Annotated in this window: 29 protein-coding genes; 3 read left to right on the forward strand and 26 right to left on the reverse strand. The window is 49.5% G+C overall.

Going from position 1 to position 21,717, the window contains the following annotated elements:
- Positions 1 to 128: 128 nt before the first annotated feature.
- From NE619_RS14070 to NE619_RS14085, 4 genes are all read right to left on the reverse strand, one after another.
- On the reverse strand, positions 129 to 464 hold the full coding sequence (locus NE619_RS14070) for a LytTR family DNA-binding domain-containing protein (RefSeq protein WP_256133070.1): 336 nt from the start codon (positions 462 to 464) through the stop codon (positions 129 to 131).
- Positions 465 to 988: 524 nt separating this feature from the next.
- Positions 989 to 1,186 carry a DNA-directed RNA polymerase subunit omega gene (rpoZ, locus tag NE619_RS14075; RefSeq protein ID WP_148395681.1) on the reverse strand — a complete coding sequence of 66 codons (198 nt, stop codon included), beginning with the start codon at positions 1,184 to 1,186 and terminating at the stop codon, positions 989 to 991.
- Positions 1,187 to 1,795 carry a guanylate kinase gene (gene gmk / locus NE619_RS14080; protein ID WP_256133071.1) on the reverse strand — a complete coding sequence of 203 codons (609 nt, stop codon included), beginning with the start codon at positions 1,793 to 1,795 and terminating at the stop codon, positions 1,187 to 1,189.
- Positions 1,796 to 1,913: 118 nt separating this feature from the next.
- A complete protein-coding gene (locus NE619_RS14085) occupies positions 1,914 to 2,798 on the reverse strand; it encodes a YicC/YloC family endoribonuclease (protein ID WP_256133072.1) in 885 nt (294 codons plus the stop codon).
- 1,010 nt (positions 2,799 to 3,808) lie between these two features.
- Between NE619_RS14085 and NE619_RS14090 the strand changes: the two genes are divergently transcribed.
- The gene (locus NE619_RS14090; protein ID WP_256133073.1) at positions 3,809 to 5,491 is read left to right on the forward strand and encodes an Rqc2 family fibronectin-binding protein; all 1,683 of its coding nucleotides are present in this window, start codon (positions 3,809 to 3,811) and stop codon (positions 5,489 to 5,491) included.
- Here the strand turns inward: NE619_RS14090 and NE619_RS14095 are convergent.
- Positions 5,448 to 6,302 carry an alpha/beta hydrolase gene (locus NE619_RS14095; RefSeq protein WP_256133074.1) on the reverse strand — a complete coding sequence of 285 codons (855 nt, stop codon included), beginning with the start codon at positions 6,300 to 6,302 and terminating at the stop codon, positions 5,448 to 5,450. The genes NE619_RS14090 and NE619_RS14095 overlap by 44 nt on opposite strands.
- Before the next feature lie 170 nt (positions 6,303 to 6,472).
- On the opposite strand from NE619_RS14095, the gene NE619_RS14100 reads away from it, so the two are divergent.
- Positions 6,473 to 6,652 carry a hypothetical protein gene (locus tag NE619_RS14100; RefSeq protein ID WP_256133075.1) on the forward strand — a complete coding sequence of 60 codons (180 nt, stop codon included), beginning with the start codon at positions 6,473 to 6,475 and terminating at the stop codon, positions 6,650 to 6,652.
- A gap of 49 nt (positions 6,653 to 6,701) precedes the next feature.
- Here NE619_RS14100 and NE619_RS14105 read toward each other — a convergent pair whose 3' ends face one another.
- The 14 genes from NE619_RS14105 to NE619_RS14170 form a co-directional block, all read right to left on the reverse strand.
- Entirely contained in the window at positions 6,702 to 7,322 is a 621-nt protein-coding gene (locus NE619_RS14105) for a flavin reductase family protein (protein ID WP_256133076.1), read from the reverse strand.
- On the reverse strand, positions 7,323 to 8,255 hold the full coding sequence (locus tag NE619_RS14110) for an RluA family pseudouridine synthase (protein WP_256133078.1): 933 nt from the start codon (positions 8,253 to 8,255) through the stop codon (positions 7,323 to 7,325).
- Entirely contained in the window at positions 8,194 to 8,697 is a 504-nt protein-coding gene (gene lspA / locus NE619_RS14115) for a signal peptidase II (RefSeq protein ID WP_256133080.1), read from the reverse strand. The genes NE619_RS14110 and lspA overlap by 62 nt, the downstream gene beginning before the upstream one ends.
- Before the next feature lie 40 nt (positions 8,698 to 8,737).
- A complete protein-coding gene (locus NE619_RS14120; protein ID WP_256133081.1) occupies positions 8,738 to 9,316 on the reverse strand; it encodes a DivIVA domain-containing protein in 579 nt (192 codons plus the stop codon).
- 12 nt (positions 9,317 to 9,328) lie between these two features.
- The gene (locus NE619_RS14125; RefSeq protein WP_256133082.1) at positions 9,329 to 9,826 is read right to left on the reverse strand and encodes a cell division protein SepF; all 498 of its coding nucleotides are present in this window, start codon (positions 9,824 to 9,826) and stop codon (positions 9,329 to 9,331) included.
- 12 nt (positions 9,827 to 9,838) lie between these two features.
- A complete protein-coding gene (locus tag NE619_RS14130; RefSeq protein ID WP_256133083.1) occupies positions 9,839 to 10,543 on the reverse strand; it encodes a YggS family pyridoxal phosphate-dependent enzyme in 705 nt (234 codons plus the stop codon).
- A 15-nt stretch (positions 10,544 to 10,558) separates the two neighbouring features.
- Positions 10,559 to 11,551 (reverse strand): HlyD family efflux transporter periplasmic adaptor subunit, encoded by a 993-nt coding sequence (locus NE619_RS14135; protein ID WP_256133084.1) that lies wholly within the window; start codon positions 11,549 to 11,551, stop codon positions 10,559 to 10,561.
- 52 nt (positions 11,552 to 11,603) lie between these two features.
- A complete protein-coding gene (trmD, locus tag NE619_RS14140; RefSeq protein WP_256133085.1) occupies positions 11,604 to 12,347 on the reverse strand; it encodes a tRNA (guanosine(37)-N1)-methyltransferase TrmD in 744 nt (247 codons plus the stop codon).
- Between the two features lie 9 nt (positions 12,348 to 12,356).
- Positions 12,357 to 12,854 (reverse strand): ribosome maturation factor RimM, encoded by a 498-nt coding sequence (rimM, locus tag NE619_RS14145; RefSeq protein WP_256133087.1) that lies wholly within the window; start codon positions 12,852 to 12,854, stop codon positions 12,357 to 12,359.
- A gap of 90 nt (positions 12,855 to 12,944) precedes the next feature.
- On the reverse strand, positions 12,945 to 13,175 hold the full coding sequence (locus NE619_RS14150; RefSeq protein WP_148395668.1) for a KH domain-containing protein: 231 nt from the start codon (positions 13,173 to 13,175) through the stop codon (positions 12,945 to 12,947).
- A 17-nt stretch (positions 13,176 to 13,192) separates the two neighbouring features.
- Positions 13,193 to 13,432: a 30S ribosomal protein S16 gene (rpsP, locus tag NE619_RS14155; protein ID WP_256133088.1), complete on the reverse strand. Its 240-nt coding sequence runs from the start codon at positions 13,430 to 13,432 to the stop codon at positions 13,193 to 13,195.
- An 88-nt stretch (positions 13,433 to 13,520) separates the two neighbouring features.
- A complete protein-coding gene (gene ffh / locus NE619_RS14160; RefSeq protein ID WP_256133089.1) occupies positions 13,521 to 14,861 on the reverse strand; it encodes a signal recognition particle protein in 1,341 nt (446 codons plus the stop codon).
- A 10-nt stretch (positions 14,862 to 14,871) separates the two neighbouring features.
- Positions 14,872 to 15,228 (reverse strand): YlxM family DNA-binding protein, encoded by a 357-nt coding sequence (gene ylxM / locus NE619_RS14165; protein ID WP_256133090.1) that lies wholly within the window; start codon positions 15,226 to 15,228, stop codon positions 14,872 to 14,874.
- Positions 15,229 to 15,460: 232 nt separating this feature from the next.
- Complete coding sequence (locus NE619_RS14170; protein ID WP_256133091.1) at positions 15,461 to 15,691, reverse strand: hypothetical protein; 231 nt, start codon at positions 15,689 to 15,691, stop codon at positions 15,461 to 15,463.
- A gap of 215 nt (positions 15,692 to 15,906) precedes the next feature.
- On the opposite strand from NE619_RS14170, the gene NE619_RS14175 reads away from it, so the two are divergent.
- Entirely contained in the window at positions 15,907 to 16,623 is a 717-nt protein-coding gene (locus NE619_RS14175) for an acyl-[acyl-carrier-protein] thioesterase (protein WP_256133092.1), read from the forward strand.
- Between the two features lie 22 nt (positions 16,624 to 16,645).
- Here NE619_RS14175 and NE619_RS14180 read toward each other — a convergent pair whose 3' ends face one another.
- From NE619_RS14180 to NE619_RS14210, 7 genes are all read right to left on the reverse strand, one after another.
- The gene (locus NE619_RS14180; protein ID WP_305146644.1) at positions 16,646 to 16,972 is read right to left on the reverse strand and encodes a branched-chain amino acid transporter permease; all 327 of its coding nucleotides are present in this window, start codon (positions 16,970 to 16,972) and stop codon (positions 16,646 to 16,648) included.
- Positions 16,973 to 16,974: 2 nt separating this feature from the next.
- A complete protein-coding gene (locus tag NE619_RS14185; RefSeq protein WP_256133095.1) occupies positions 16,975 to 17,703 on the reverse strand; it encodes an AzlC family ABC transporter permease in 729 nt (242 codons plus the stop codon).
- The gene (locus tag NE619_RS14190; protein ID WP_256133096.1) at positions 17,700 to 18,362 is read right to left on the reverse strand and encodes an alpha/beta fold hydrolase; all 663 of its coding nucleotides are present in this window, start codon (positions 18,360 to 18,362) and stop codon (positions 17,700 to 17,702) included. The genes NE619_RS14185 and NE619_RS14190 overlap by 4 nt, the downstream gene beginning before the upstream one ends.
- Before the next feature lie 70 nt (positions 18,363 to 18,432).
- Entirely contained in the window at positions 18,433 to 19,197 is a 765-nt protein-coding gene (locus NE619_RS14195; protein ID WP_256133098.1) for a MerR family transcriptional regulator, read from the reverse strand.
- Between the two features lie 62 nt (positions 19,198 to 19,259).
- Positions 19,260 to 20,294, reverse strand: coding sequence for an anti-sigma factor domain-containing protein (locus tag NE619_RS14200; RefSeq protein ID WP_256133099.1), 1,035 nt, complete (start codon positions 20,292 to 20,294; stop codon positions 19,260 to 19,262).
- The gene (locus NE619_RS14205; RefSeq protein WP_256133100.1) at positions 20,284 to 20,955 is read right to left on the reverse strand and encodes a sigma factor; all 672 of its coding nucleotides are present in this window, start codon (positions 20,953 to 20,955) and stop codon (positions 20,284 to 20,286) included. Before NE619_RS14205 ends, NE619_RS14200 begins: the two co-directional genes overlap by 11 nt.
- A gap of 63 nt (positions 20,956 to 21,018) precedes the next feature.
- Positions 21,019 to 21,693 carry a DUF4956 domain-containing protein gene (locus NE619_RS14210; RefSeq protein WP_256133101.1) on the reverse strand — a complete coding sequence of 225 codons (675 nt, stop codon included), beginning with the start codon at positions 21,691 to 21,693 and terminating at the stop codon, positions 21,019 to 21,021.
- Positions 21,694 to 21,717: the final 24 nt, after the last annotated feature.

Below are 21,717 nucleotides of genomic sequence, written 5' to 3' on the forward strand. Positions count from 1 at the left end.
ACCCTCTGTCAAGTGATTACGGTGTGCGTATTTAATAAAAAATTTCAGTTTGGCCCGCTTCTTTAGTCAGACCACAGATAACTATACTATAAATCCATTGAAATTGCAAGGTTTTTTCTGTATTTTTCCTATCTTTTTTCCTGTTCCAGGTAACGGTCAAAAATACGTCTTCCTCTGCGAAAGCTTTCCCTTCCCAAACCTACCTGATGGCCTTTTTCCATATAGACGGTCTGGTTCGTCATGATAATGATCTTATCCATGTTGAAAAGAAAACTCCTGTGGCAGTCCATGAATCGTTCGTCTATGAATTGCTTGATGTATGCCATATCGCAGTAAAGGACTACCGTTCTGCTGTCGGTAATCAAAATGGTTTTTCTCAGATTTTTCTCAACATAAATGATTTCATCCAGATAGACTCTGCTTGTTTCTTTTTTTGTTTTCACTGGTATATATTTTCCGCTCATTCTATAATCAACTCCTTTTCTTCTGACATTTATTGTATCTATTTTTCCACAAAAAAAGGAAATTGTCTGGCTAGAATTTGCGACATTTTGTCGTAATTTGCGACAAAGGTCTGTTTGTTCGGGAAAATTGTTCTGATGCGCGTACAATTTTAGGTATTTTTTTCTATTTTCCCATAATATTCACAATTCGTCAGGTAGTCTATGGTTTTATGTTCATTCACTTATGTTATGTCAGAAAAAATCCAAATCGCCACCGTAAAAAATAAAAGCTACGAGCCGCATTCCTTTCACGGGGAAAACCAAACCCGGTAGCTTTCCACAATTTTTACGAAAAGGTACCGCCCCAAGTCATTTTAAATCAAAAAGCGCCGGGGACCGTCTGCCGCAGAGCAGTTTTTTTCTGCTTCCGCCTGGCAATACGATGCACCCGCCGCTTTTCTGGATCAAACCAGTATTTTCCTCTATATCATGTTCCCGTAGAAAAACCCGCCTTCTGCCGCCGGTTTTCCGCAGCAGTATCCTTCTTACAGCTCTTCTCTTCTGTACGTAATCAGGTCTTCTGCAATTTCATTAGCTGCGATGGATACCGGTTTTTCGATGTCCACCTCCGTCAGCTTCGGCTTGCCTTCAATAATGTCCCTCGCCCGTTTAGCCGCCAGAATCACCAGCGTATATCTGCTGTCCGCTTTTTTTCTTATCTCATTAATGGATGGGTATAACATTTAAATCTCCTCCTTATACCGTTCTATGATCTTATATACATCTTCCGAAACTCTGGAATGCTCCGCCATGATGATTGCCGCTACCCGCTCAACCGCTTCCATGAGGTCCCCGTTGATAACACAGTAATCGTATTTATCAATGTAAGAAATTTCTTTCAACGTCTCGCCCAGCCTGCGTTCCAGCGATTCTTCTGTCTCGGAACCGCGCCCTGTGATACGCTTTCTCAACTCTGCCATGGATGGCGGCAGAATGAAGATAAAGACTGCCTCCGGGTATGCTTCTTTGATCTGCAGGGCTCCCTGAATGTCGATTTCCAAAACCACATCAATGCCGTCATTCATCATATCCATGACTTCCATTTTAGGTGTCCCGTAATAGTTGCCATAGACCTGAGCGTATTCCAGAAATCCTCTTTCCTCAATAATTTTTTTAAATTCTTCTTCGCTGACGAAAAAGTAATTTTTTCCATGGACCTCACCTACTCTGGGCTGTCTGGTCGTCATGGAAACGGAAAGCCGAATATTCTCGTTTTCCAGAATCTCTTTACATATCGTCCCTTTTCCCGCACCGGAAGGTCCGGAAATAACAAATAATCTTCCTTTGTGCATGTGCTTCTCCTTACTTGTTATGCAACTATTGATTATAACATGGTGGAAAAAGGCAATCAACTTAAATTTTCGCCAACTTCTCCAAAATTTAACCCTCTTTACTGGTATTCAGTCTGCGCTATTCGATATTCTGAACCTGTTCGCGGATCTTCTCGATCTCGCTTTTGATCTCCAGCATCAGATTGGTGATTTCGATATCATTGGCTTTAGAGCCGATGGTATTGGCCTCCCGATTCATTTCCTGCACCAGGAAATCCAGCTTTTTGCCGGCCGGTTGATTGCTCTTTTCAAGGATCTTTTTCAGCTGAATCATATGGCTGTCCAGACGCACCAGCTCTTCTGTGATACTGCATTTATCAGCAAAGATGGCAGCTTCCAGCAGGATACGGTCTTCGGGAACCGTCACGTTATTGCCGATCAGTTCTTTGATCCTGTCCCGCATCTTTTCCGTATAGGCTTCCGTCACCATTGGCGAACGCTCTTCAATCTGCTTTACCAGGCTGCGGATCAATTCTCCCCGCTGCAGCAGATCCTCCGCCAGCTTCTGGCCTTCAACCGTCCTCATACCGTCCAGATTTTCCACGGCCTGCGCCAGCGGAATCTGAATGGCCCGTGAAACCTCCTCCTCATCTTCCACGTCCGGAACTGCTTTCATAACATCCGGAAGCGTAGCTAAAAACTGCAGGGTAATCTCACCGGTCAGGCCAAATTTGTCCTGCAGCTCGCCCAGATTGTCCACATACTGTTTGGCGACCATCGTATTGAGCTTGACCGTCACATCATCCTCTGTCAGATTTTCCACAATAATGGAAACATCCACTTTTCCCCGGCTCACTGTTTTCTTTACCGTATTTTTAATTTTTTCTTCCGCAAAAGAATAGCGCCTGGGCATTTTCACACTGATATCCCCATACCGGTGATTAACCGATTTAATCTCAACCGTAATGCTCCTCTTTCCGTCAGAATGTTCACTCCTCCCGAAGCCTGTCATACTTTTTATCATCTAATTTATTCTCCTCAGTTCCTCTAATTTATGATAATATATCTATTATACTATAACAAGCGAGCGGAGTCGAGCTTGTTTCACGATTCTGCACCTTGCGGCAACGCCGTTCCAACTGGCCGGAACGGTATAACAAGCGAGCGGTCCGGCAAGAAGACGTTCTGGCGCTTTTTGCTTTGAAACCCGACCAAAGCGGATAGAATCTGTGGGTTTGCGGGTGTTGCGGATTTATTTTTGTGAAATTTTCACTTAAGATTGACCCGCAAAGGTAAGAAACGTTGAAAAAAGATCCGCTCCCGTCTATTTTTTTGGATAAAAGATCCGGAAACAGTTTAATGCGTTATAACACGAAAGCGGACAGACGTTTCTTCTTAGCCGAACGCAGTCCGGATGCAACAGAGAGCAGGGAGTGGGTTCGGGTTTGCGGCCAAATTCCAATTTCACCAGCAAATTCCGCAACCATTGCCCCCAAAGAGGCACCTTGGTCGCAGGGTAAATTCGAGAAAAGCCGATTCGGCGACAAGATCATAACCTGCTGCGAGCCGGCTATAACAGACCGGCCGCATCGAAGTTTTAAGCAATATGCTATTTTGTTCAACAACGGATTCATTTAGCCTCAGTTGTTGAGCTATTTTCAAGATTTGCGGCCTCTGTTCCTGCTCAAGGCCGCATATTGGCGAAGATTTTGTGCTTGCATGCCCGGTACCCTTTGAAAAAAGTTCAACAAAAAGTTAGCTTTTCGCTGCTTGTTGATAAAAATGGCAATTTGCCTTTCGGACAGGGTGCGTCCCACGGCCCGCAAGAGAACCGGCAGCACAAATTTTCATTTTTACGGTTTCGAGTACCCGCAGGCCCGCAGATTTACGTAACCCGGCCTCGATTTGAAAAGGCCTTGCCCACGAAAAGGGCCCGGATCATGAAAGGTTAATAGAAAAGATCAGGTAAGCTTTTCGATTTTGTATAACGGATCCGCAGACTGATTTATTATAAAGAAAAAGAGGTAATTCATTATGGCTTTTGATGGAATTGTAACCTGTGCGGTAGCGCAGGAACTAAAAAGCATCCTGCTTTTAGGAAAAATAGAAAAAGTTTACCAGCCCGAATCCGATGAGCTGGTCTTTCACATCCACACCAGGAAGGGCAATCGGCGACTGTACGCTTCGGCCAGCAGCAACCACGCCCGGATTCATCTTATCGAGGAGAATCCGCCCAATCCGCCCGCCCCGCTGCCTTTCTGCATGCTGCTGCGCAAGTATCTGCAGGGCGGCCGCATCACGGATATCGCCCAGAAGGATTCGGAACGTATTATTGAGATGACCCTTGAGACCATCGACGAGCTGGGCTTTTCCGTCAACAAAAAACTGATCTTTGAGATCATGGGCAAGCACAGCAACATCATACTGGTGGACCTGAATTCAGGAAAGATCATGGACAGCATCAAACGCGTTTCCATCGACGTGAACCGGGCCAGACAGATCCTTCCGGGCAAAATCTACGAGTATCCGCCCGCGCAGGATAAAGTTCCTTTTAAGGAGATCACCCGCAGCCAGACGGAAGCTTTAGAAAAACAGCCTAAAGCCCTTCTCGCAGCGATCGGAGGCATATCTCCGGCAGTTGCCCAGGTGCTGGCCGACAGCCCCGATGTCTACACCCGGCTGGAAGAAATACGGGAATCGCTGAATCAGTGCCGGCTCACACCCCGGGTCTACCTGAAAGAGGATAAAAGCCCCGGTGATTTCCATGTCATCCCTCTGGCCGTATATCCGCAGAATCTGGATTTTGACACAGTCAGTCAGGCGCTGGATTACTATTTTATCCACAAACAGTCCTCCAACCGGGTCAAGCAGAAAGCCACGGATCTGAGCAAGGCTCTCGCCGCTTCGCTGGACAAACTGTATCTCAAGCGGCAGCGTCTGGGCGAAGATCTTTTAAAGGCGGAGAACTCGGAAAAGTATCGCCTTTACGGCGAACTGCTCACAGCCAATATCCATTTAGTCCGGCCAGGCGAAAAATCCGTAACAGTGACCAATTATTATGACGGCAGCCAGGCGGACATTCCTCTGGATCCCAAATACACCCCGGCGAAAAACGCTCAGCGCTATTTCAAAAAATACGGAAAAGCCAAGACTGCGGTAAAGGAGAAAAAGATCCAAATGGAAGAAACGGACCAGGATATCGCTTATCTGGAATCGGTCGCCGCTTTTCTGGAAAACGCTTCCACCGTGGATGAAGTGGACAGCATCCGGGAAGAGCTGGTGGAATCGGGCGTTCTACGAAAAAGAAAAAGCAGCGGTCCGGCCAGAAAAAAAGGAAAGGCACAGCCTTTCCAATACGTTACGGAAGATGGGTTTCGCGTCCTTGCCGGCCACAATAATAAGGAGAACGATCTTCTCACCTTTAAAATGGCCGGTCCCAGGGACTATTGGTTTCACACCAAAGATATCCCAGGTTCCCATGTTATTGTATTTACGGAGGACCGTCAACTGAGTGAAACAGCGATCTTCGACGCAGCGTCCATCGCCGCCTACCACAGCAAAGGCCGCTCTTCAGAAAACGTTCCTGTAGACTATACACAGGCCCGCTATGTGAAAAAGCCCGCAGGCGCGAAGCCCGGAATGGTAATCTTCACCCATAACCGCACGGTCTACGTCACGCCGAAAGTGCCTGAATCCACCGAATCACCTTCTCGATGACTTCCTCGCCCGTGCTCTCAGCCCCTCCGTTATGGATCTCATGATAGAGTCCGGGCCATTCGATATACTCGCAGTTTTCCGCGGCAGCAATCTTTTTGCTGCCGTTTATGCTGCATACCTTATCGCCGGTGCCATGCATCAGCAGCATCGGTTTTCCGGCAGCGCCGCCATTATCTTCAAGACGGCCCTCAGCCATAGCACTTCCGATATCGAACCCTTCCACAGCGCAAAGCGCAGTGATTTTTTTATGAACCAGGGGGTCTTTTTCATATTCTCCCACGGAGCTTTTATGGCCCAGATCGCTGGCCGATACACCGGAAGCAATAGAAAACTTCGGTGCAATCCGCGATAAAAGCTTAACTGCCGCATAAAGCGGTCCCGGAACAGGCCGCACCAGTTCCACCCACGGTGCGGAAATGATATAGGCTGCGGGCAGGTGGTTGAGTGTTCCCCGCTTTCTGTAATCCAAAACAAGATTGCCGCCCATGCTGTGGCCATACAGGATAATCGGTGTATTGGGATATGCCTGCTTTGCATAAGAAAGCAAGTCGTCAATATCCGACTTCACTTCTGTTCTCGGAGCGCAGTGTCCCCGTTTACCGCAGGATTTTCCGTGTCCCCGCAGGTCCATGGAAAGCACCGAAAACCCGGCGCGATTCATTTCCGCAGCCATTCTGTCATAGCGCCCGGCGTGTTCACCGATCCCATGAATGATGCAGACCGTATACTGGGGATCCGTCTGCTGCCAATGATAGCCAACGATCTCCCCGCCCGGCTCCTGCGCTTTTTTCAGTTGAAAATTGGTATACATAGAGCCCTCCTTCAGCCTCAAAACCGAGGCATTACATTATATGCCCTTTTTGTTAATTTTTAGGAGATAACCTTTGATTTTTTTTCAAACTTCTTTTATTATAACTGTACACACCGCTCTTATTTCCACCTTCCACGAAGTTCGTTTCACTGCAAAAAGGAGGAAAGACTATGGTTAAAAAAAAGACCTCGGAAAACATCAAAAAAGACAGTTCCGGAACAGATACCTGTTCTCTGTGCGGACAGCTGTATAACAATTTCGCATTTAAAGGGGGATACATCTGCGAAAGCTGCCTGCGCTCTATTCAAGGAGAAGAAAGAGAGGAGGATGATCCATCAGAAGACAGCTGACGCGCTTCGTGTACGCAATCTGGTAGAGTCCCGGGCACTGTGCGGGTCTCTATCTTTTCTTACGGTAACGCTGTTTTCGTTTTTCGCCGGCCAGGCGTTTTCTTGTCTTGGGCTTCATCACCGAATATCCGAACTTACCCAGCGGCTGCTTTTTCAGGCCAAAGTATTCGCCGTGGTTATAGCAAATCAGTCCCGCCCGATCCAGCCGCAGCCTTCCCTGATCGTCCATCAGGCTCTCGTCAGCCCGTACATTGACGATCTCGGCTACGAACATATCATGGCTTCCATACTCATGGATCTCTCTGACCCTGCATTCCAGATTCACCGGACACTGGGCGATAACCGGACAGTCCACCTTCTCGCCGGCCAGTGCCGTCAGCTTCTGCTCTTTAAATTTATCCACATCCCGGCCGGACCTTACTCCGCAGTAATCGGTGGCGAAGGCCAGCTCTTCCGTGCACAGGTTGATAGCAAATTCCCCGCTCTCTTTAATCAGTCGGTGTGAATGCCGTTCCTTTCTCACGGAAACATAGGTCATGGGCGGATCTGAATTAACAATACCCGTCCAGGCCACTGTAATAATATTTTTCTCGCTGCCGCTTCCACAGGATACCATGACCACCGGCACAGGATTGAGCATGGTCCCCGGCTTAAAACTCATCTTTGTCATTTATACGTTTCCTCTTAATTTCTCCAATATCTTCTCAAATTCTTCCGGTAAAGAGCTTTCAAACTCCATATATTTACCGGTTGTGGGATGAACGAAGCCCAGCAGCCTGGCATGGAGCATCTGCCCCTGTGCTCCAAAAGGATTCTTTTCCGGTCCATAGACACCATCGCCCAAAAGCGGATGCTTGATATATGCCATGTGTACCCGTATCTGGTGGGTTCGCCCTGTCTCCAGCCTTGCTTCAATATGGGTAAACTTTCCGAATCGCTCCAGCACACGAAAATGCGTTACCGCCCGCTTGGAATTCAGTTCGGTCACTGCCTGACGCAGGCGGTTCTTTGGATCACGCCCAATGGGAGCATCCACAGTCCCCTCATCCTGCAGAAAATTGTTATAAACGATGGCATTATAAGCCCTGGCAATGCTGTGCTCCGCCAGCTGCTCCGCCAGAGAGGCATGGGCCGCATCATTTTTCGCAATCATTAAAAGGCCGCTGGTGTCCTTATCGATCCGATGGACGATTCCCGGCCGGATCACGCCGTTGATCGAAGAAAGGCTGCCCTTACAGTGATAGAGAACGGCATTGACCAGGGTGCCCGTATAATTTCCGGCAGCCGGGTGCACCACCATTCCCTTCGGCTTATTCACCACCAGAAGATCACCGTCCTCATAGACGATGTCCAGCGGTATGTCCTCGGCTTCCACACTGAGCTCCTGCGGCTGAGGCAGGGTCACCACCACTTCCTGACCTTCCTCGACCTTATACTTTTTACTGTCACAGACCTTCCCATCTATCTCAACCGCCCCTGATCCGATCAGCTTTTGCAGAAAGCTTCTGGATGTATCGGGCAGAGCCAGAGAAAGGACCAAATCAATTCTGGTCCCCTGCTGTTCTTTCTCGATTTTCACTTTGTAAACTGTTTCTTTTTCCATGCTCTTTCTTTCCGTCAATAAAAATCATATAGACGATCAGGAGACCGCACCCCAGACAGACGAAGATATCCGCCACGTTGAAAATCGGGAATACCCGGAAGTCCAGATAATCCACCACATAGCCGAATGCCGCCCTGTCAATCACGTTTCCCAGTCCTCCTCCGGCAATAAAGGAAAGGGATGTCAGGAGCAGCGGATGCGCCGTGCGCCTTTTTTTAAAGATATAGACAAGCGCTGCCAGAATCAGAACCGCTGGCAGCAAAATCAGAAATCCGCGAAAGCCTTCCAGCAGGCTGAACGCCGCTCCCTGATTTCTGATATAGGTGATGTGAAACACCTGACTGAACACCGGGATCGACTCCCCCAGCGCCATGCAGGAAGTTACAACCTTCTTTACGATCTGATCCAGTACGATGATCGCCGCAATCAGAATATAATACATTTAAAAATTACGGGGCATTATCTGCCCCGCCTCCTATCTCTTATTTTATATGGACCATAGTCTTTTTTCTGTCATCCGGATCAATGTTGGGTTTTCCGGAACGGCTGGCCCTCTTTTTCTTCGGCGCCGCGTCCGGAAGATCGGACAGATCGCTGACCTCCAGCTCCGGGAACAGGTCTGCCGCCGCGTTATCGAACCGGTGCAGTTCTTCCTGCAGCAGCTGCTTGTATCTTTTCTGAAAGCTTGTGAACCGGTTGCGAAGCGCCGCGTTCTCTTCCTGCATACGATCGATGTTTTCTTTCGCCTCACGCTGCATGCGCTGAGCTTCCATCTCCGCGTTTTTCAGCAGGATCTGCGCCCGCTTTTCCGCGCTGGCGGAAAGATCACCCATGAGGGCTTTGGCAGTCTCCAGGGTCTGCAGCACAGCGCCTTCCGAGCTCTGATATTTTTTCAGTTCCTCTTCCATCTGCTGCTTTTCCGCTTTCAGCTGGCGGTTTTCCTCCAGCAGATGCTCAAGATCCAGCGTGATCCGGTCTAAAAACTCGTTTACTTCATCTTCTTTGAAGCCTTTCAGTCCTCTTGAAAACTCTTTTTCCTGTATTTCTAAAGGGGAAATCATACCGCACCTCCATTATTTCCAGGGATTACTGTTTTTCTTCTCATTATCGAAGGAAAAGCCCTTGTGATCCACACCAGCAGAAATATCCACATTTTCCGGAGCAAAGACAAAGATGTTGTTTGCCACCTTCTGAACGTTTCCGTTGAGTGCGTATGTAGCGCCGCTGAGAAAATCAAAGATCTTTCTCGCCGTGTCGGATTCAATTCTTTCCAGATTGATGATGATTGGCTTTTTGCTCTTCAGGCTGTCCACCAGTTTGGGACATTCATCGAAGCCTGCCGGTTCGATGACCACCATTTTAAACGCGCTGGTAATGGCGCTGACCGTCCGGTTCTGCATTGGGATCACCTTTCCATCGTTATGCTCCGGTCTGGGAGCCGAAAAAGAAGTTCTGCTTTCTACCTGCCGTCTGTCGGATGCTTTCGACACCGGCTGCACTTCTTCAAACTCCTCATCCTCATCATAGTCTTCGATTCCTACCAAGTCCTTAAACTTTCCTAAAATTCCCATAACAACCTCCTGTTATTTCTGTTTGCTGTAATCTCTTTCGCCAAAAATGGCTGTTCCCACACGAATCAGATTCGAGCCTTCCGAAATGGCAACCTCGAAATCATGAGACATCCCCATGGAAAGATATTTGAAATCAAGTCTTTCGTGTTCGATCGTTCCGTATTGATCGTATAACTTTTTGACTTCTGCGAAATAGATGCGTACATCGTCGGGATCCTCCGCGAAGGGTGCGATGCACATCAGGCCCCTGATCCTGATATTGGGGCAGTTTTCCAGAATCCTGCGGATCATTTCCTCGGTTTCATCGGTAGAGATGCCGAACTTGCTCTCTTCCTGCGCGGAATTGACCTGGATCAGTATATCCATGACGATTCCGTGCTGTCCGGCTCTTTTGTTGATCTCTTCCGCCAGCTTGTACGAATCGACGGAATGGATCATCGAAACCTTATCAATGATATATTTTACCTTGTTTGTCTGTAAATGTCCAATCATATGCCATCTGACAGGTTTAACAAAGTCGTATTTATCCATGATTTCCTGGACCTTGTTCTCCCCGATATCGGTCAGCCCCGCATCGATACCTTCATTGATCTCTTCCACGGTCCTGGTTTTGGTCACACCGACAAGCAAAACCTCATCACCGCTCCGGCCGGCCCGTTCGGCCGCCGCAGCCTTTAAGTCATTGATCTTCGCAATGTTTTCTTTAATCGTTTGCATGTTCACATCTCCTCATCAAGTTCCCTTTCCGGGATTCTTCAATATCTCATCGTAAACATTGACGGTATTTACCGAATCGCCGTTTTCATCTATAAAGGAAACATCCTGCAGTACTGAGTATTCTCCGTCACTGGCAATGACCTTTATCGGTACAAAGGTGTATTCTCCGCTGGTCTGCCTCACCCTTACGCCCGGCTTTCCGCCTTTGGTGGTAATGCTGCTGCTCTTGGCGATCAGCCCGCTGTAGTCCCGGGAAACGATCGTCGCCTCTTCGATCCGGCTCTTGGCAAAGGCCTTGTAATAACGGTTGGAACGGAAAATCACTCTCCACAGTTCCCCGTCCTCGGCAACGCTTTTTACCGTAGCCTCCACATCGCCTTCCGGCAGCTGGATCGTCACAGTATTGCCCGCCTCATATTTGGCTACGCTGGCCGCCTCCACCCAGCAGACCAGATACCAGTTATCGTTATCGCAAATCTTAAAAAGGGGTTCCCTTTTCAGCGTGCTTTTCCTTTTCGTATCTTCCGCTTCTATTTTTAAATCCTGAACCTTTTCATACTTAAGCTCGTCCATTGTCGCAGGTGAAAAATAATTCTCATACCCATCCGCGTAATAGCTTAGAATACCGCTGGACTGAGCCTTGCAGTCAGCTGTACGGACAACATTGTCCGAAAGTCTGGTTATGATATCTTTGTAATCGGATTTGTCCTCTGCCGATTTATCGCTTTTTTCCTTATCCTCCGTAAGCTTGACGACCTTTGTTCCCTTTCTGATATGAATACCTTCATCGATCAGATAATCAAGGCTCCCCGCGCTCCCCGCTTCATATACGGTCTCTCCCCTGACAAAATAGCAGGTTGCCTCCTCCGTCACTTGCAGGGTCCCGGCTTTCAGGACCTCCGTGGTTTCGAAAATGCCTGTCACCTTAGGAATGATATAGATAACAACATATAGTATAATCAGCGCAAGAACAAATATATATATAGGTTTCCTGTTTTTTTTCGCCATAATCTCTCTCCACTAGTACATTTTACACTAAATACATATTTCTTTCAATGTGCTAGGCATCTAATTCCAATATTTTCTCCAATATTTTCTTTTCCTCTTTCGACAGAGAATGCTCCTCTTTTAAAAACCGGGCGAAAAGGTCGGGCCTTCTCTCTTTTGTCAGCAGCAGGGACTGTTCGAATTTCCACAGGTGGATCTTCTTGTGATCCCCGCTCACCAATACCTCCGGCACATGCATGTCCCGGTACTGCCTGGGCTTGGTGTACTGCGGGTACTCCAAAAGACCGGAGTAGATGGACTCGTCCAGAGCCGCGTGGCTGCTCTTTAAAACCTCCGGTATCATTCTCGCCACGGAGTCAATCAGTACCATGGCCGGCAGTTCTCCCCCTGTGAGAACATAATCGCCAATGGAGACTTCCTCCATATTCCAATAATCCAAAATGCGCTGATCCACGCCTTCATAGTGGCCGCACAAAATCACCAGTTCCTCTTCCCCCGCCAGCTCCTGAATCATGGGCTGGTCGAGAATTTTCCCCCGCGGCGACATGTAGATCGCCTTCTTTCCGCGGGCGCCCACGGCCTCCATGGCGCCGAACACCGGGTCCGCCAGCATAACCATACCGACTCCTCCGCCAAAGGGATAGTCATCGGCCTTGTGGTGTTTATCCGTGCTGTAGTCCCTGATATTTGTCAGCCGTATATCCAGCAGTCCCTTCTCGCCCGCTTTTCCCAGGATGCTGCTCTCGGTCACAGCCGTGAACATCTCCGGAAAAAGGGTCAAAACATCTATCTTCATAACGCTCCTCTACAGGTCCAAAAGACCTTCCGGCAGTTTTACTTTCATTTTTCTGTTTTCCATATCAATGGAAATTACGAATTCCCTGACCGCAGGCAGCAGAATTTTCTTTCCGCCCGCAAGCTTGATCTCATAGAGATCCTGGGAGGTGTTCTGAAGTACGTCGCTCAGGCTCCCCAGAGGCTGATCTGCTTCATCCTCCACGGCAATTCCGATAAGATCCCGTACATAATACGTGTCTTCCGGCAGCCGGATCAGGTCGGACTCTAAAATCGACACGTCCCTGTTCTTCTGCGCTTCCGCCGCATTGCGGTCATCAATACCGGAAAGCCTGAGAATCACCACGTTTCCCTGATAGCGAACGTTTTTGATCTCGTAAGCTTCCTGGCCCACATATATGCGCTCCAGCTCTTCAAATTGTTCTTTTCTGTCGGTGTAGCAGTAAACCTTCACTTCGCCTTTCAGTCCCACTGCGTTGACGATTTTTCCAATTTTGATCTTTTCCATGCCTCTCCTCTAAAGTCACATAATATAATTGAGGCACATCCTTCCGCCTTTGGAAGCATGTGCCTTTTTTCTGCAACTGTTCTTTGTCATTTACTGAACGATTTCGACTACGACTTTTTTCCCTGCTTTCGTCGCCGCCGCCTTGACGACCGTGCGGAGCGCTTTGGCGATCCGTCCCTGCTTTCCGATGACCTTGCCCATATCTTCGGGCGCGACCTTGAGCTGGATCACAGTGGTCTTGCTTGCTGCGGATTCCGTAACCTCTACGGCATCCGGATTGTCAACAAGTGACTTCGCAATTGCGCTAACCAATTCTACCATTAACTTTCACCGCTTTCTTATAAAATGCCAGTCTTCTTGAACAGGCTTCTAACGGTATCTGTCGGCTGTGCGCCGTCACCTAACCATTTTTTTGCTCTTTCTTCATCGATTTTGATGTCAGCCGGATCAGTCAGCGGGTTGTAGTAGCCGATCTCCTCGATGAATTTTCCGTCTCTGGGGCTGCGGGAGTCTGCAACAATGACTCTATAAAAAGGTTTCTTATGCGCACCCATTCTCTTTAATCTGATTTTTACCATTTCTTCTTCCTCCTAAAATTCTTAATCTTTTCATATTTTAAACTCAAGTTTTCCCTGAATTAAAAGCATCTTTATCCTGTAAAAGCCCTTACATTCCCCGGAACATTCTGTTCATGCGGCTGTTCCCGCCTTTTCCGGAAAACTGTTTCATCATCTTTTTGGCTTCCCCATAGCGTTTTACCAGCGAATTGATCTTGCTCACCGGCTGCCCGCTGCCCGCTGCGATTCTGCGCCTTCTGCTGGCATTGAGGATGTTGGGATTTTCCCTTTCGGCCTTAGTCATGGACTGGATGATGGCTTCCATCTGTACGAATTCTTTTTCGCTCTGGGCCACATTGACGTTTTTCATGGCCGCCGAGTTCATCCCCGGCATCATGCCCAGCAGCTTGCTGATTCCGCCCATCTTTTTGATCTGTCCCATCTGGTCCAGAAAGTCCTCTAAGGTAAACTGGTTTTTGCGGATCTTCTTTTCCAGGGCAGCAGCCTGCTCGTCATCATAGCTGCTTTCCGCCTGCTCGATCAAAGTCAGCATATCGCCCATTCCCAGTATTCGGCTGGCCATTCTGTCAGGATGGAACGGCTCCAGCGCATCGAATTTTTCGCCCATACCCACGAACTTGATGGGTTTGCCGGTAACCTTTTTTGCGGACAGAGCGGCACCGCCCCGGGAGTCGCCGTCCATCTTGGTCATGATGATGCCGTCGATACCCAGCTTTTCATTAAAACCTTCGGCCGCGTTCACCGCGTCCTGACCGGTGAGAGCGTCTACCACCAACAAAATTTCATGGGGTTTGACCGCCTTCTTGATCGTAACCAGTTCGTCCATCAGCGCTTCATCAATCTGCAGCCGTCCTGCCGTATCGACGATCAGCACGTTGTATCCTTTAAGCTCGGCCTCCTTCATGGCAGCCAGAGCGATCTTTTCCGGTTCTCTGCAGTCCCTCATGGTAAAGACCGGCGTGTCCACGGCCTTTCCCACAACTTCCAGCTGGTCGATAGCCGCCGGGCGATAGATATCGCAGGCACAGAGCATCGGCTTTTTGCCGTTGTTTTTCAGGTAGTTGGCCAGCTTTCCGCAGGTGGTCGTTTTACCGGTACCCTGAAGGCCTACCATCAGCAGCACCGTGAAGCCTCTCGGGGAGTAGGTCAGCTTGCTGCCGGCCCCGCCCATCAGCTCAGTCAGCTCCCGGTCTACGATCTTAATGACCTGCTGCGCCGGCGTCAGGCTCTTCATGACTTCTTCACCCAGGGCCTTTTCCTTTACCGATGAAACGAACTCTTTGACAACTTTAAAGTTTACGTCCGCCTCCAAAAGGGCCAGCTTTACCTCCCGCATCGCGTCGTTTATATCCGCTTCGGTAAGAGAACCCTTTCCTTTGAGGTTTTTAAAAACGCCCTGCAGTTTTTCCGATAATCCTTCAAATGCCACTTCCTACCTCCTATTGATCCAACTCGTCGATAATGGTCTTTATGCTCTCCAGCCGACCGGTCAGATTTTCGTCCCGGCTCTCTTTTACCATTTGATCGATGATTACGTCTATCCGGTTAATGGCCTGTCTGCTTTTCTGAAACTTTTCCACAAGCCGTAATTTCTTTTCATAGTCCAGCAGTGCTTTTTCCGCGTTTTTCAGCGCGTCGTGCACGCCCTGTCTGCTGATGGAAAACTCCTGTGCGATCTCGGAAAGCGACAGATTCTCTTCATGGTACAGTTCCATGACTTCCCGCTGTCTCTTTGTAAGCAGCTGCCCGTAAAAATCGTAAAGCAGGCTGGTCTGTGTGATCTCATCAAAATTCATAGGTGTTCTCCTTGCCGACAAGCTCCCTTGCTTGACACTTGGATAGTTTATCGGAAATCGCGCCTCTTGTCAAGTGATTTTAGTTGACACAATTGAAGAAAGCTTTAAATCTACGGAATGGCAGCCTTTCTGCAAGCGTCAAAAAACAAAAAGGCAGCGCGCATCATTCCCTCTTCATGCGCCCGCCTGTTTTTTTCTTCCTTCCACGGTCCTTCGAGCTGCTGCTCAAATGCTACCCGTTTTCCTTCTGATCCTGCTCCATCTGCGCCTCGATCAAATAGTCCCACATAAAACCGCAGTCCTTGCATTTGGTCCTGTGACCGGTCTGAAACCCCGAACAGCCGCAGTCCACCTCCGCCAGTCCCTGTTCAACTTCCTTTTTCAGTTCCGGTATTACCAGAGCCTTGGCCGGAATCACCTTAATCAGATTTTCCGAGCCGCATCTATAACATTTCTTTCCCATATTGGTACCTCCTCACTGTTAGCATAATTATACCCCACCTGCCTGGCATTAACCAGAAAATTTCGAATTCTTTCGTTTTATGCCGCAACTCTGCTCCTCATGTATCAAAAGTACCCAATTTGACAAAAAACGGAAGTATGGGTATCATGAAATTGTCTAAAAAGGCGGCAAGCCGGCGCTTATCCGTCACCGCCGCACAGAAAGGAGACTTTATTATGTTTCAGATACAGCGCACCGTGGGCAGCAGCCATCTGGATACAAACGGCACCCTGCGGCTCTCGGCTGCTGTGGACTTTATGCAGGACTGCTGCTGTTTTCAGCTGGACAGTGAAAAGCAGCTGACCGAGTATTTCCAAAAACATCATATAACCATGTTCCTCATCTCCCGCCAGATTGACCTGCTCAAACCGGCGTTTTATGGGGACAGGCTGTCCATACGCACTTCCATCTACCAGCTGCGCTCCTCCTACGGCTACCGCAATACCCTCATTTACAGCCAGTCCGGCGAGCTTTTGATCGCCAGCTACGCGGGAGGCGCTTTCGTCAGCCTTGACAAGGGCGGCTCTACGGTCATGCCCAGGGATATTCTGGCAACGGTTCCCCTGGACGCCAAATTCCCGGATATGGAATATCTGCCGAGGAAAGTGGCCGTTCCCAAAGAATCCGCCGAGCGTACCTTTGAGCAGACACCGGTACTCCGCCACTATATCGACCACAACCACCACGTAAACAACGCCCGCTACATCGACATCGCACAGGAATATCTCCCGGAGGATTTCACAGTCAAAACCTGCCGTATCGAATATAAAACAGCGGCAAAGTACGGCGACCAGATCATTCCGGTACGCTACCGCATGGCGCCCCGAATCTGGCTCATCTCCCTGCAGGGTACGGAGGGTCAGGTGTTCTCCAATGTGGAATTCCGGGGATAAAGGAATCCGGTGAAAGCCCTTCTCAGCCGATAAAGTGAAGCAATATCATATAGAGAATCGTTCCGCCAGCAATGCTCAGCAGGCTGTTGCGTTTCCAGGTATGGAGGCCGCAGATAGCCAGAATGGAGAGGATCTCCGGAAGTCCGAAGCTGCCGTGGAGGAAGTCCACATTGCGCAGACAGTACACCACCAGCAGCGCGATTACAGCGGGAGGCAGCACGCTTCCCAGATATTCTACGGTCTTTGGTACCTGCCGGTTTTCGGGGAAGAGTACGAAGGGAACAAACCTGGTAACCATGACCCCGGCGGCCAGGGCCAGAATCATGATAATTACTTGTACGGTACTCATCGTCATTTTTCCTCACCTGCCTTCTGAGAATGATACTGCTTTGACAGCCTGCTTTTTCCGCAGAGCAGACTTACGGCCAGCAGAATCATCGCCGGGATAATAAAATTATCAGCGCCAAAAACAACCAGACTGATTACTGAACAGAGCAGCCCAATCGCCGCCGGAAGGCGGTTTTCTTTTTCCCTCCATTGCTCCAGAAAGAGCACCACGAACAGCGCGGTCAGAACAAAGTCCAGCCCTTCAAGGTCGATCCTGATTAATCCGCCTAAAAGTCCGCCGGCAAAGGAAGCAATCACCCAGTAGGAGTAGTCCAGAAATGTGATCCAAAAGTAAAACCACTTTGCGCTGATGCCCTCCGGCGGCTCTTTGGTGCTGGTCAGGGAATAGGTCTCGTCGCAGAGGGCAAAGATCAGAAAATATTTGAGCCTTCCTGTGCCCGTGTATTTTTTCAGCATGGATATGCCGTAAAACAAATGTCTGGCATTGATGGTCAGACTGAGAATCAGAGCCTGAATGGGATTGAAAGCCGCAGTCAAAAGCGTCACCGCCACGTACTGGATGCTCCCGCCGAACACCACCATGCTCATGAGCAGCGACCAGCCCGCTCCGTATCCTTTGCTCGCCATCAGCATTCCGTAAACCATCCCTAAAAACGCGAACCCGGTAAGAATGGGTACCGTATGGGGAAAAGCCGCTTTCAGCGCCGCTCGTTTTTCATGATTACCGCTCAATTTTCATTCACCGCCTCTTCAATAATTTTCGCTATTTTCCGGCTGTGCACGATATAGGACCCGTGGGATTCTCCCGGAAGGATCACCAGCCGGCTGCCCGGAATATGCTCCGCGATAAGACGCGTATGCTCCGCCCGTATCATGTCCCTCTGCCCTGCTGTCACCAAAACCGGAATATGGATCCGCCCCAATTCGTCTTTCGTTATATTGGGTTCTGTCAGCATCAGACGAATAGCCGGGTCTTTTTTAAAGACAAAGAGCAGCCGAAAGATTCCGTAGATAAAGGGTTTCAGGCCTTTCGGCTCTGTATTCGCCCCGCTGACGATCAGCGCGGATAAAAGCTGTGGATGCTGCGACGCGGCCAGCAGCCCGATAATGCCTCCGTCGCTGAATCCGAAGAGCACCGGCCTGTCCAGACCCAGCGTTTCAATAAAACAGGCCACGTCATCGGCCATATCCTGGTAGTGAAGCTCTGCAGTCCTGCTGCTTCCGCCGTGGCCCCTGCTGTCGGGGCGATAGACCGTAAAGTTCCGTTTCAGCAGCTCTGTGCTTTCATCAAATATAAAATGATCCTCCCCGTTGCCGTGCAGCAGCACAAGGGGAGGACCGCTTCCTTCTTTTTCATAAAACAGCTCTATGCCGTTCACTTCAATTTTCATTGCTGACTCCGCCTTTCAGAGCTCTATTTTACACGATAAACGCCTGAAAGGGAAGTCCGGCTTCTGTTTTTTACAGGTTTTCAATGTGCGCTTTCAGCGCTTCTCTAAGGAACTCCGCGCAGCCGGGGACATCAGCGTCATAATAGGCTTTAAAACGCTCATCCGCCGTATACATCTCCGCCAGTCCCAGATGCGCTTTCTTGCTGTAAGCCGGCCAGCTGTAACAGAGCCACTGTTTATGAAGTCCTGCGATCTTACGGCCTTCGGGTCCTGCTGGGAGCATTCCTCCTTTCACAGCGGCGGCAAGGCGCTCCCTGATCTCTGCTTCCGTACTTTGCATGTCCGCGTACTCCTCCTCGCTCAGTTTCATAAGCTTTTCCCGGCTTCCTTCCACCGCATCGGCTCCATAGCGCTGTCTCGACTCATCGCCGTATTTTTCTTCGTCGATTTTTATCCGCTCTCTTTTGAGGCCTTCAAACTTTTCCTGATCCGTCATGGTTATCACTCCTTTTTCCTTTTTGATCGTCTTGCTCACATTGTCGATCATTTTCTGAATCTGCTTTTTTTTCGTAAGGAGTTTTCCCAAGTGTTCTTCCATGATCCGCACCTTATCCTCAGCGGGCAGAGACAGGCTTTCCCGGATCTCGGAAAGTCCCATTCCCATGGCTTTTTGCATCAGGATCTGCTGAAGCGCGTCCACTTCTTTTTCTCCGTAAATGCGATAGCCCGCCTGGCTGATCCTGGCCGGAGGCAGCAGCCCGATCTGATGATAGTAGCGCAGGGTTCTTGTACTGATGCCGGCCAGATCGGCCAGCTCTTTAACCGTATATTCCATGGTCGTCTCCTCCTTACAGACAGAATTGTATGCCCTGACGCTGCGTAAAGGTCAAGAAGTTTTCAATCATCTTCCTCGCTGTCATCATCCTGGTCAGCACTGTCGGAATCGCTGTCATCATCGCTGTCATCGTCAGTCTCCCGGATTGCGGCGGTGGGTTTCTTTGTGCTGTCTTTTTTCGGGCTTTGAGTAGTTGCTTTGGGGCGGGTTTCTTTGTCATCGTCATCATCGTCGTCGGAATCGTAAGCATCCTCCCGGTCATCGTCCCTGTCGGCCGGGCTTTTATCGTTTTCCCCTCTGTTTTCTTTTGTCTGTTTTTCCTTCTTTCCCCCGTTCTCAAGGGCATCCTTAGCATCCTTATTTTTCATCAGCTCCGGCTGGTTTTTCAGTAATTCCGCAGCTTCTTCCCTGCTCATGTCAGGAATGACATCCTCCAATTTGTCCTCCGCGAGGGCCTTGCTGGCGATGTAAATACCCAGGCTTTTCTTTTCCTTCCTGGCCTGCTTTACATCCTCCCTGCTGCCTTTCAGATAGAGGGCCGGACTGTCCTTAAACAGGTCACGCAGATATTGGCTGACCTGCTCCTCCTTCTGCTGATCCTCTTTCTGCTCCAAGGCGTATCCGATCAGTACCGTTTCGCTGCCCGCGGACTGGTCTTCCCCCAGCTTCTGCCGGACTTCCTCCAGACTGCGTCCTTTGAGGCTGTCCAGCTGTTCTCCCGGTATGGAATTGCCATAGGAAACGGCCTTCAGGACTTTATAGTCTTTATCCAGCTCCACCTGCAGGCTGGCGCTGATATCGACGGAAACCACGGCATAGACTTTGTCCGTCAGCCTTGGCACGATCAAAGCGGACAGGCAGAGCATCAGAGCGGCGGCAACGGCTATTACGGAACGCATGGTTTTCTTCGAAAGGGGAAGAAGTTTTTTCCCTTCTTTTTCCCCAGCTTCCGCGCCGCAGAGATCTTCCCCGAGCACATAGATCCGGTCGCCCTCCTGCAGTCCGCTTTTTTTCTTTATCCTTAAAATCTGACCGTCATCGGACATTGCCAAACAATAGTCATCCTTTATTTCCAATACCATCACTTTATAATACATCCAGACACCCCGTTCCTTTGATCCAGCCCATCAGCCCCGGAAAACGTTTTACAAATATAATCATGGCCGCAAGAATAAAGCTTTTGCTCCGCTTGACAATCTTCTCCGTCACTTTGGCCAGACGGGCTACCTGCCGGATCGGCAGCCGTCTTTTTCCAAAGGTCGTCTCTACCGTCGCTTCGTCCCGGCTGGCCGTGTCCGCGATATGTATGGCCTTGGCTCTGGTGTCCTTATGCCTGGGCGATTCGTCGGCCAGCCGTTCCAGCGTCAATCCGAATTTGAGGAGTTCCTCCCGGTATGCCAGAATCTCTTGGTGCAGGTGCCGCTTGTCCTCTTCGGCCTCTTCGGGAAAGTCGCGGCCTTCTTCCCTGAGCTGTTCCAAAGATACCTGCCTGGGACGGGAGCCTTCCTTTGCCAGGTAAGTCTTCAGCCTGCTTTCAATGACCAGTTTGGCGAAGGTCAGGAAATTGCCCCGCTCCGGGTCATAGCGTTCTACGGCTTCTGCGAAAGCGGACAGAGCAATGCTGAATTCTTCGTCATTTTCAATGGAAATATATCTGCCGGTCAGCCCGCTTACGGTTCGAATCAAAAATGCCATATGATTTTCAATGAGTTTTTCCAAATTGTTCAGTTCTATTTTCTCGCCTGGAGTCAATGTCATCACCTTCGCCTTCAACGCTGCACAGCTGCCGCTGCATCTCAAAGTACCTTTTCACTTCCTATTTTAACCCATCTGCGTATTGGAAGCCAAGAGATTTACACTGTCGATTCCCCCCAGCTCAAAGATTTCATGAATCATACCGTTTTCCTCCTCCTGGGGCAGCTGCACCTCGTACACCAGTTCAAAGGATTCGGCCAATACGTTCTTCGCCTTTACCCTGCTGCATCCGGGAGCCCGCTCCATCACATCCTGAATCTGCTGCAAATCCGTATCGCTTCCCCGAATGACCAGCAGCATGGACGGGGAAAGGCCGGCTTTATTCTTTGTGGCGATCATGACAGCCGACAGTACAAAGCAGCCGATAAATCCGATGGCATAGCTCTCAGTGGCCGCGGCGATGCCGATCGCCATGCTCCAGAAAATAAAGCCGATGTCTCTGGGATCGCGAATATTGGTGCGAAAACGCACGATGGACAAGGCCCCCAGCATTCCCAGCGACAGGGCCAGGTTGGAGCGGATCAAACTCATCAGAATCGTGGAAACAAAAGCCAGTACCACCAATGTTACCGCAAACTGGGGACGAACGTTCATTTTCGTATTGGCCAGCCGGTACGCCGCGCACAGAATGCCTGCAAACACCAGGGCGGCACCCAGGCTGAAAAGGGTTCCTTCCGCAGTCGCCTGCTTTGTCAGCGCTCCTGCCAACTGATCGAAATTTTCTTTTAGCTGAATATTCATGGTTCTTCCTTTCTCTGTTAATCG

Source organism: Anaerovorax odorimutans, assembly GCF_024459955.1.
GTDB lineage: Bacteria > Bacillota > Clostridia > Peptostreptococcales > Anaerovoracaceae > Hominibacterium > Hominibacterium odorimutans_A.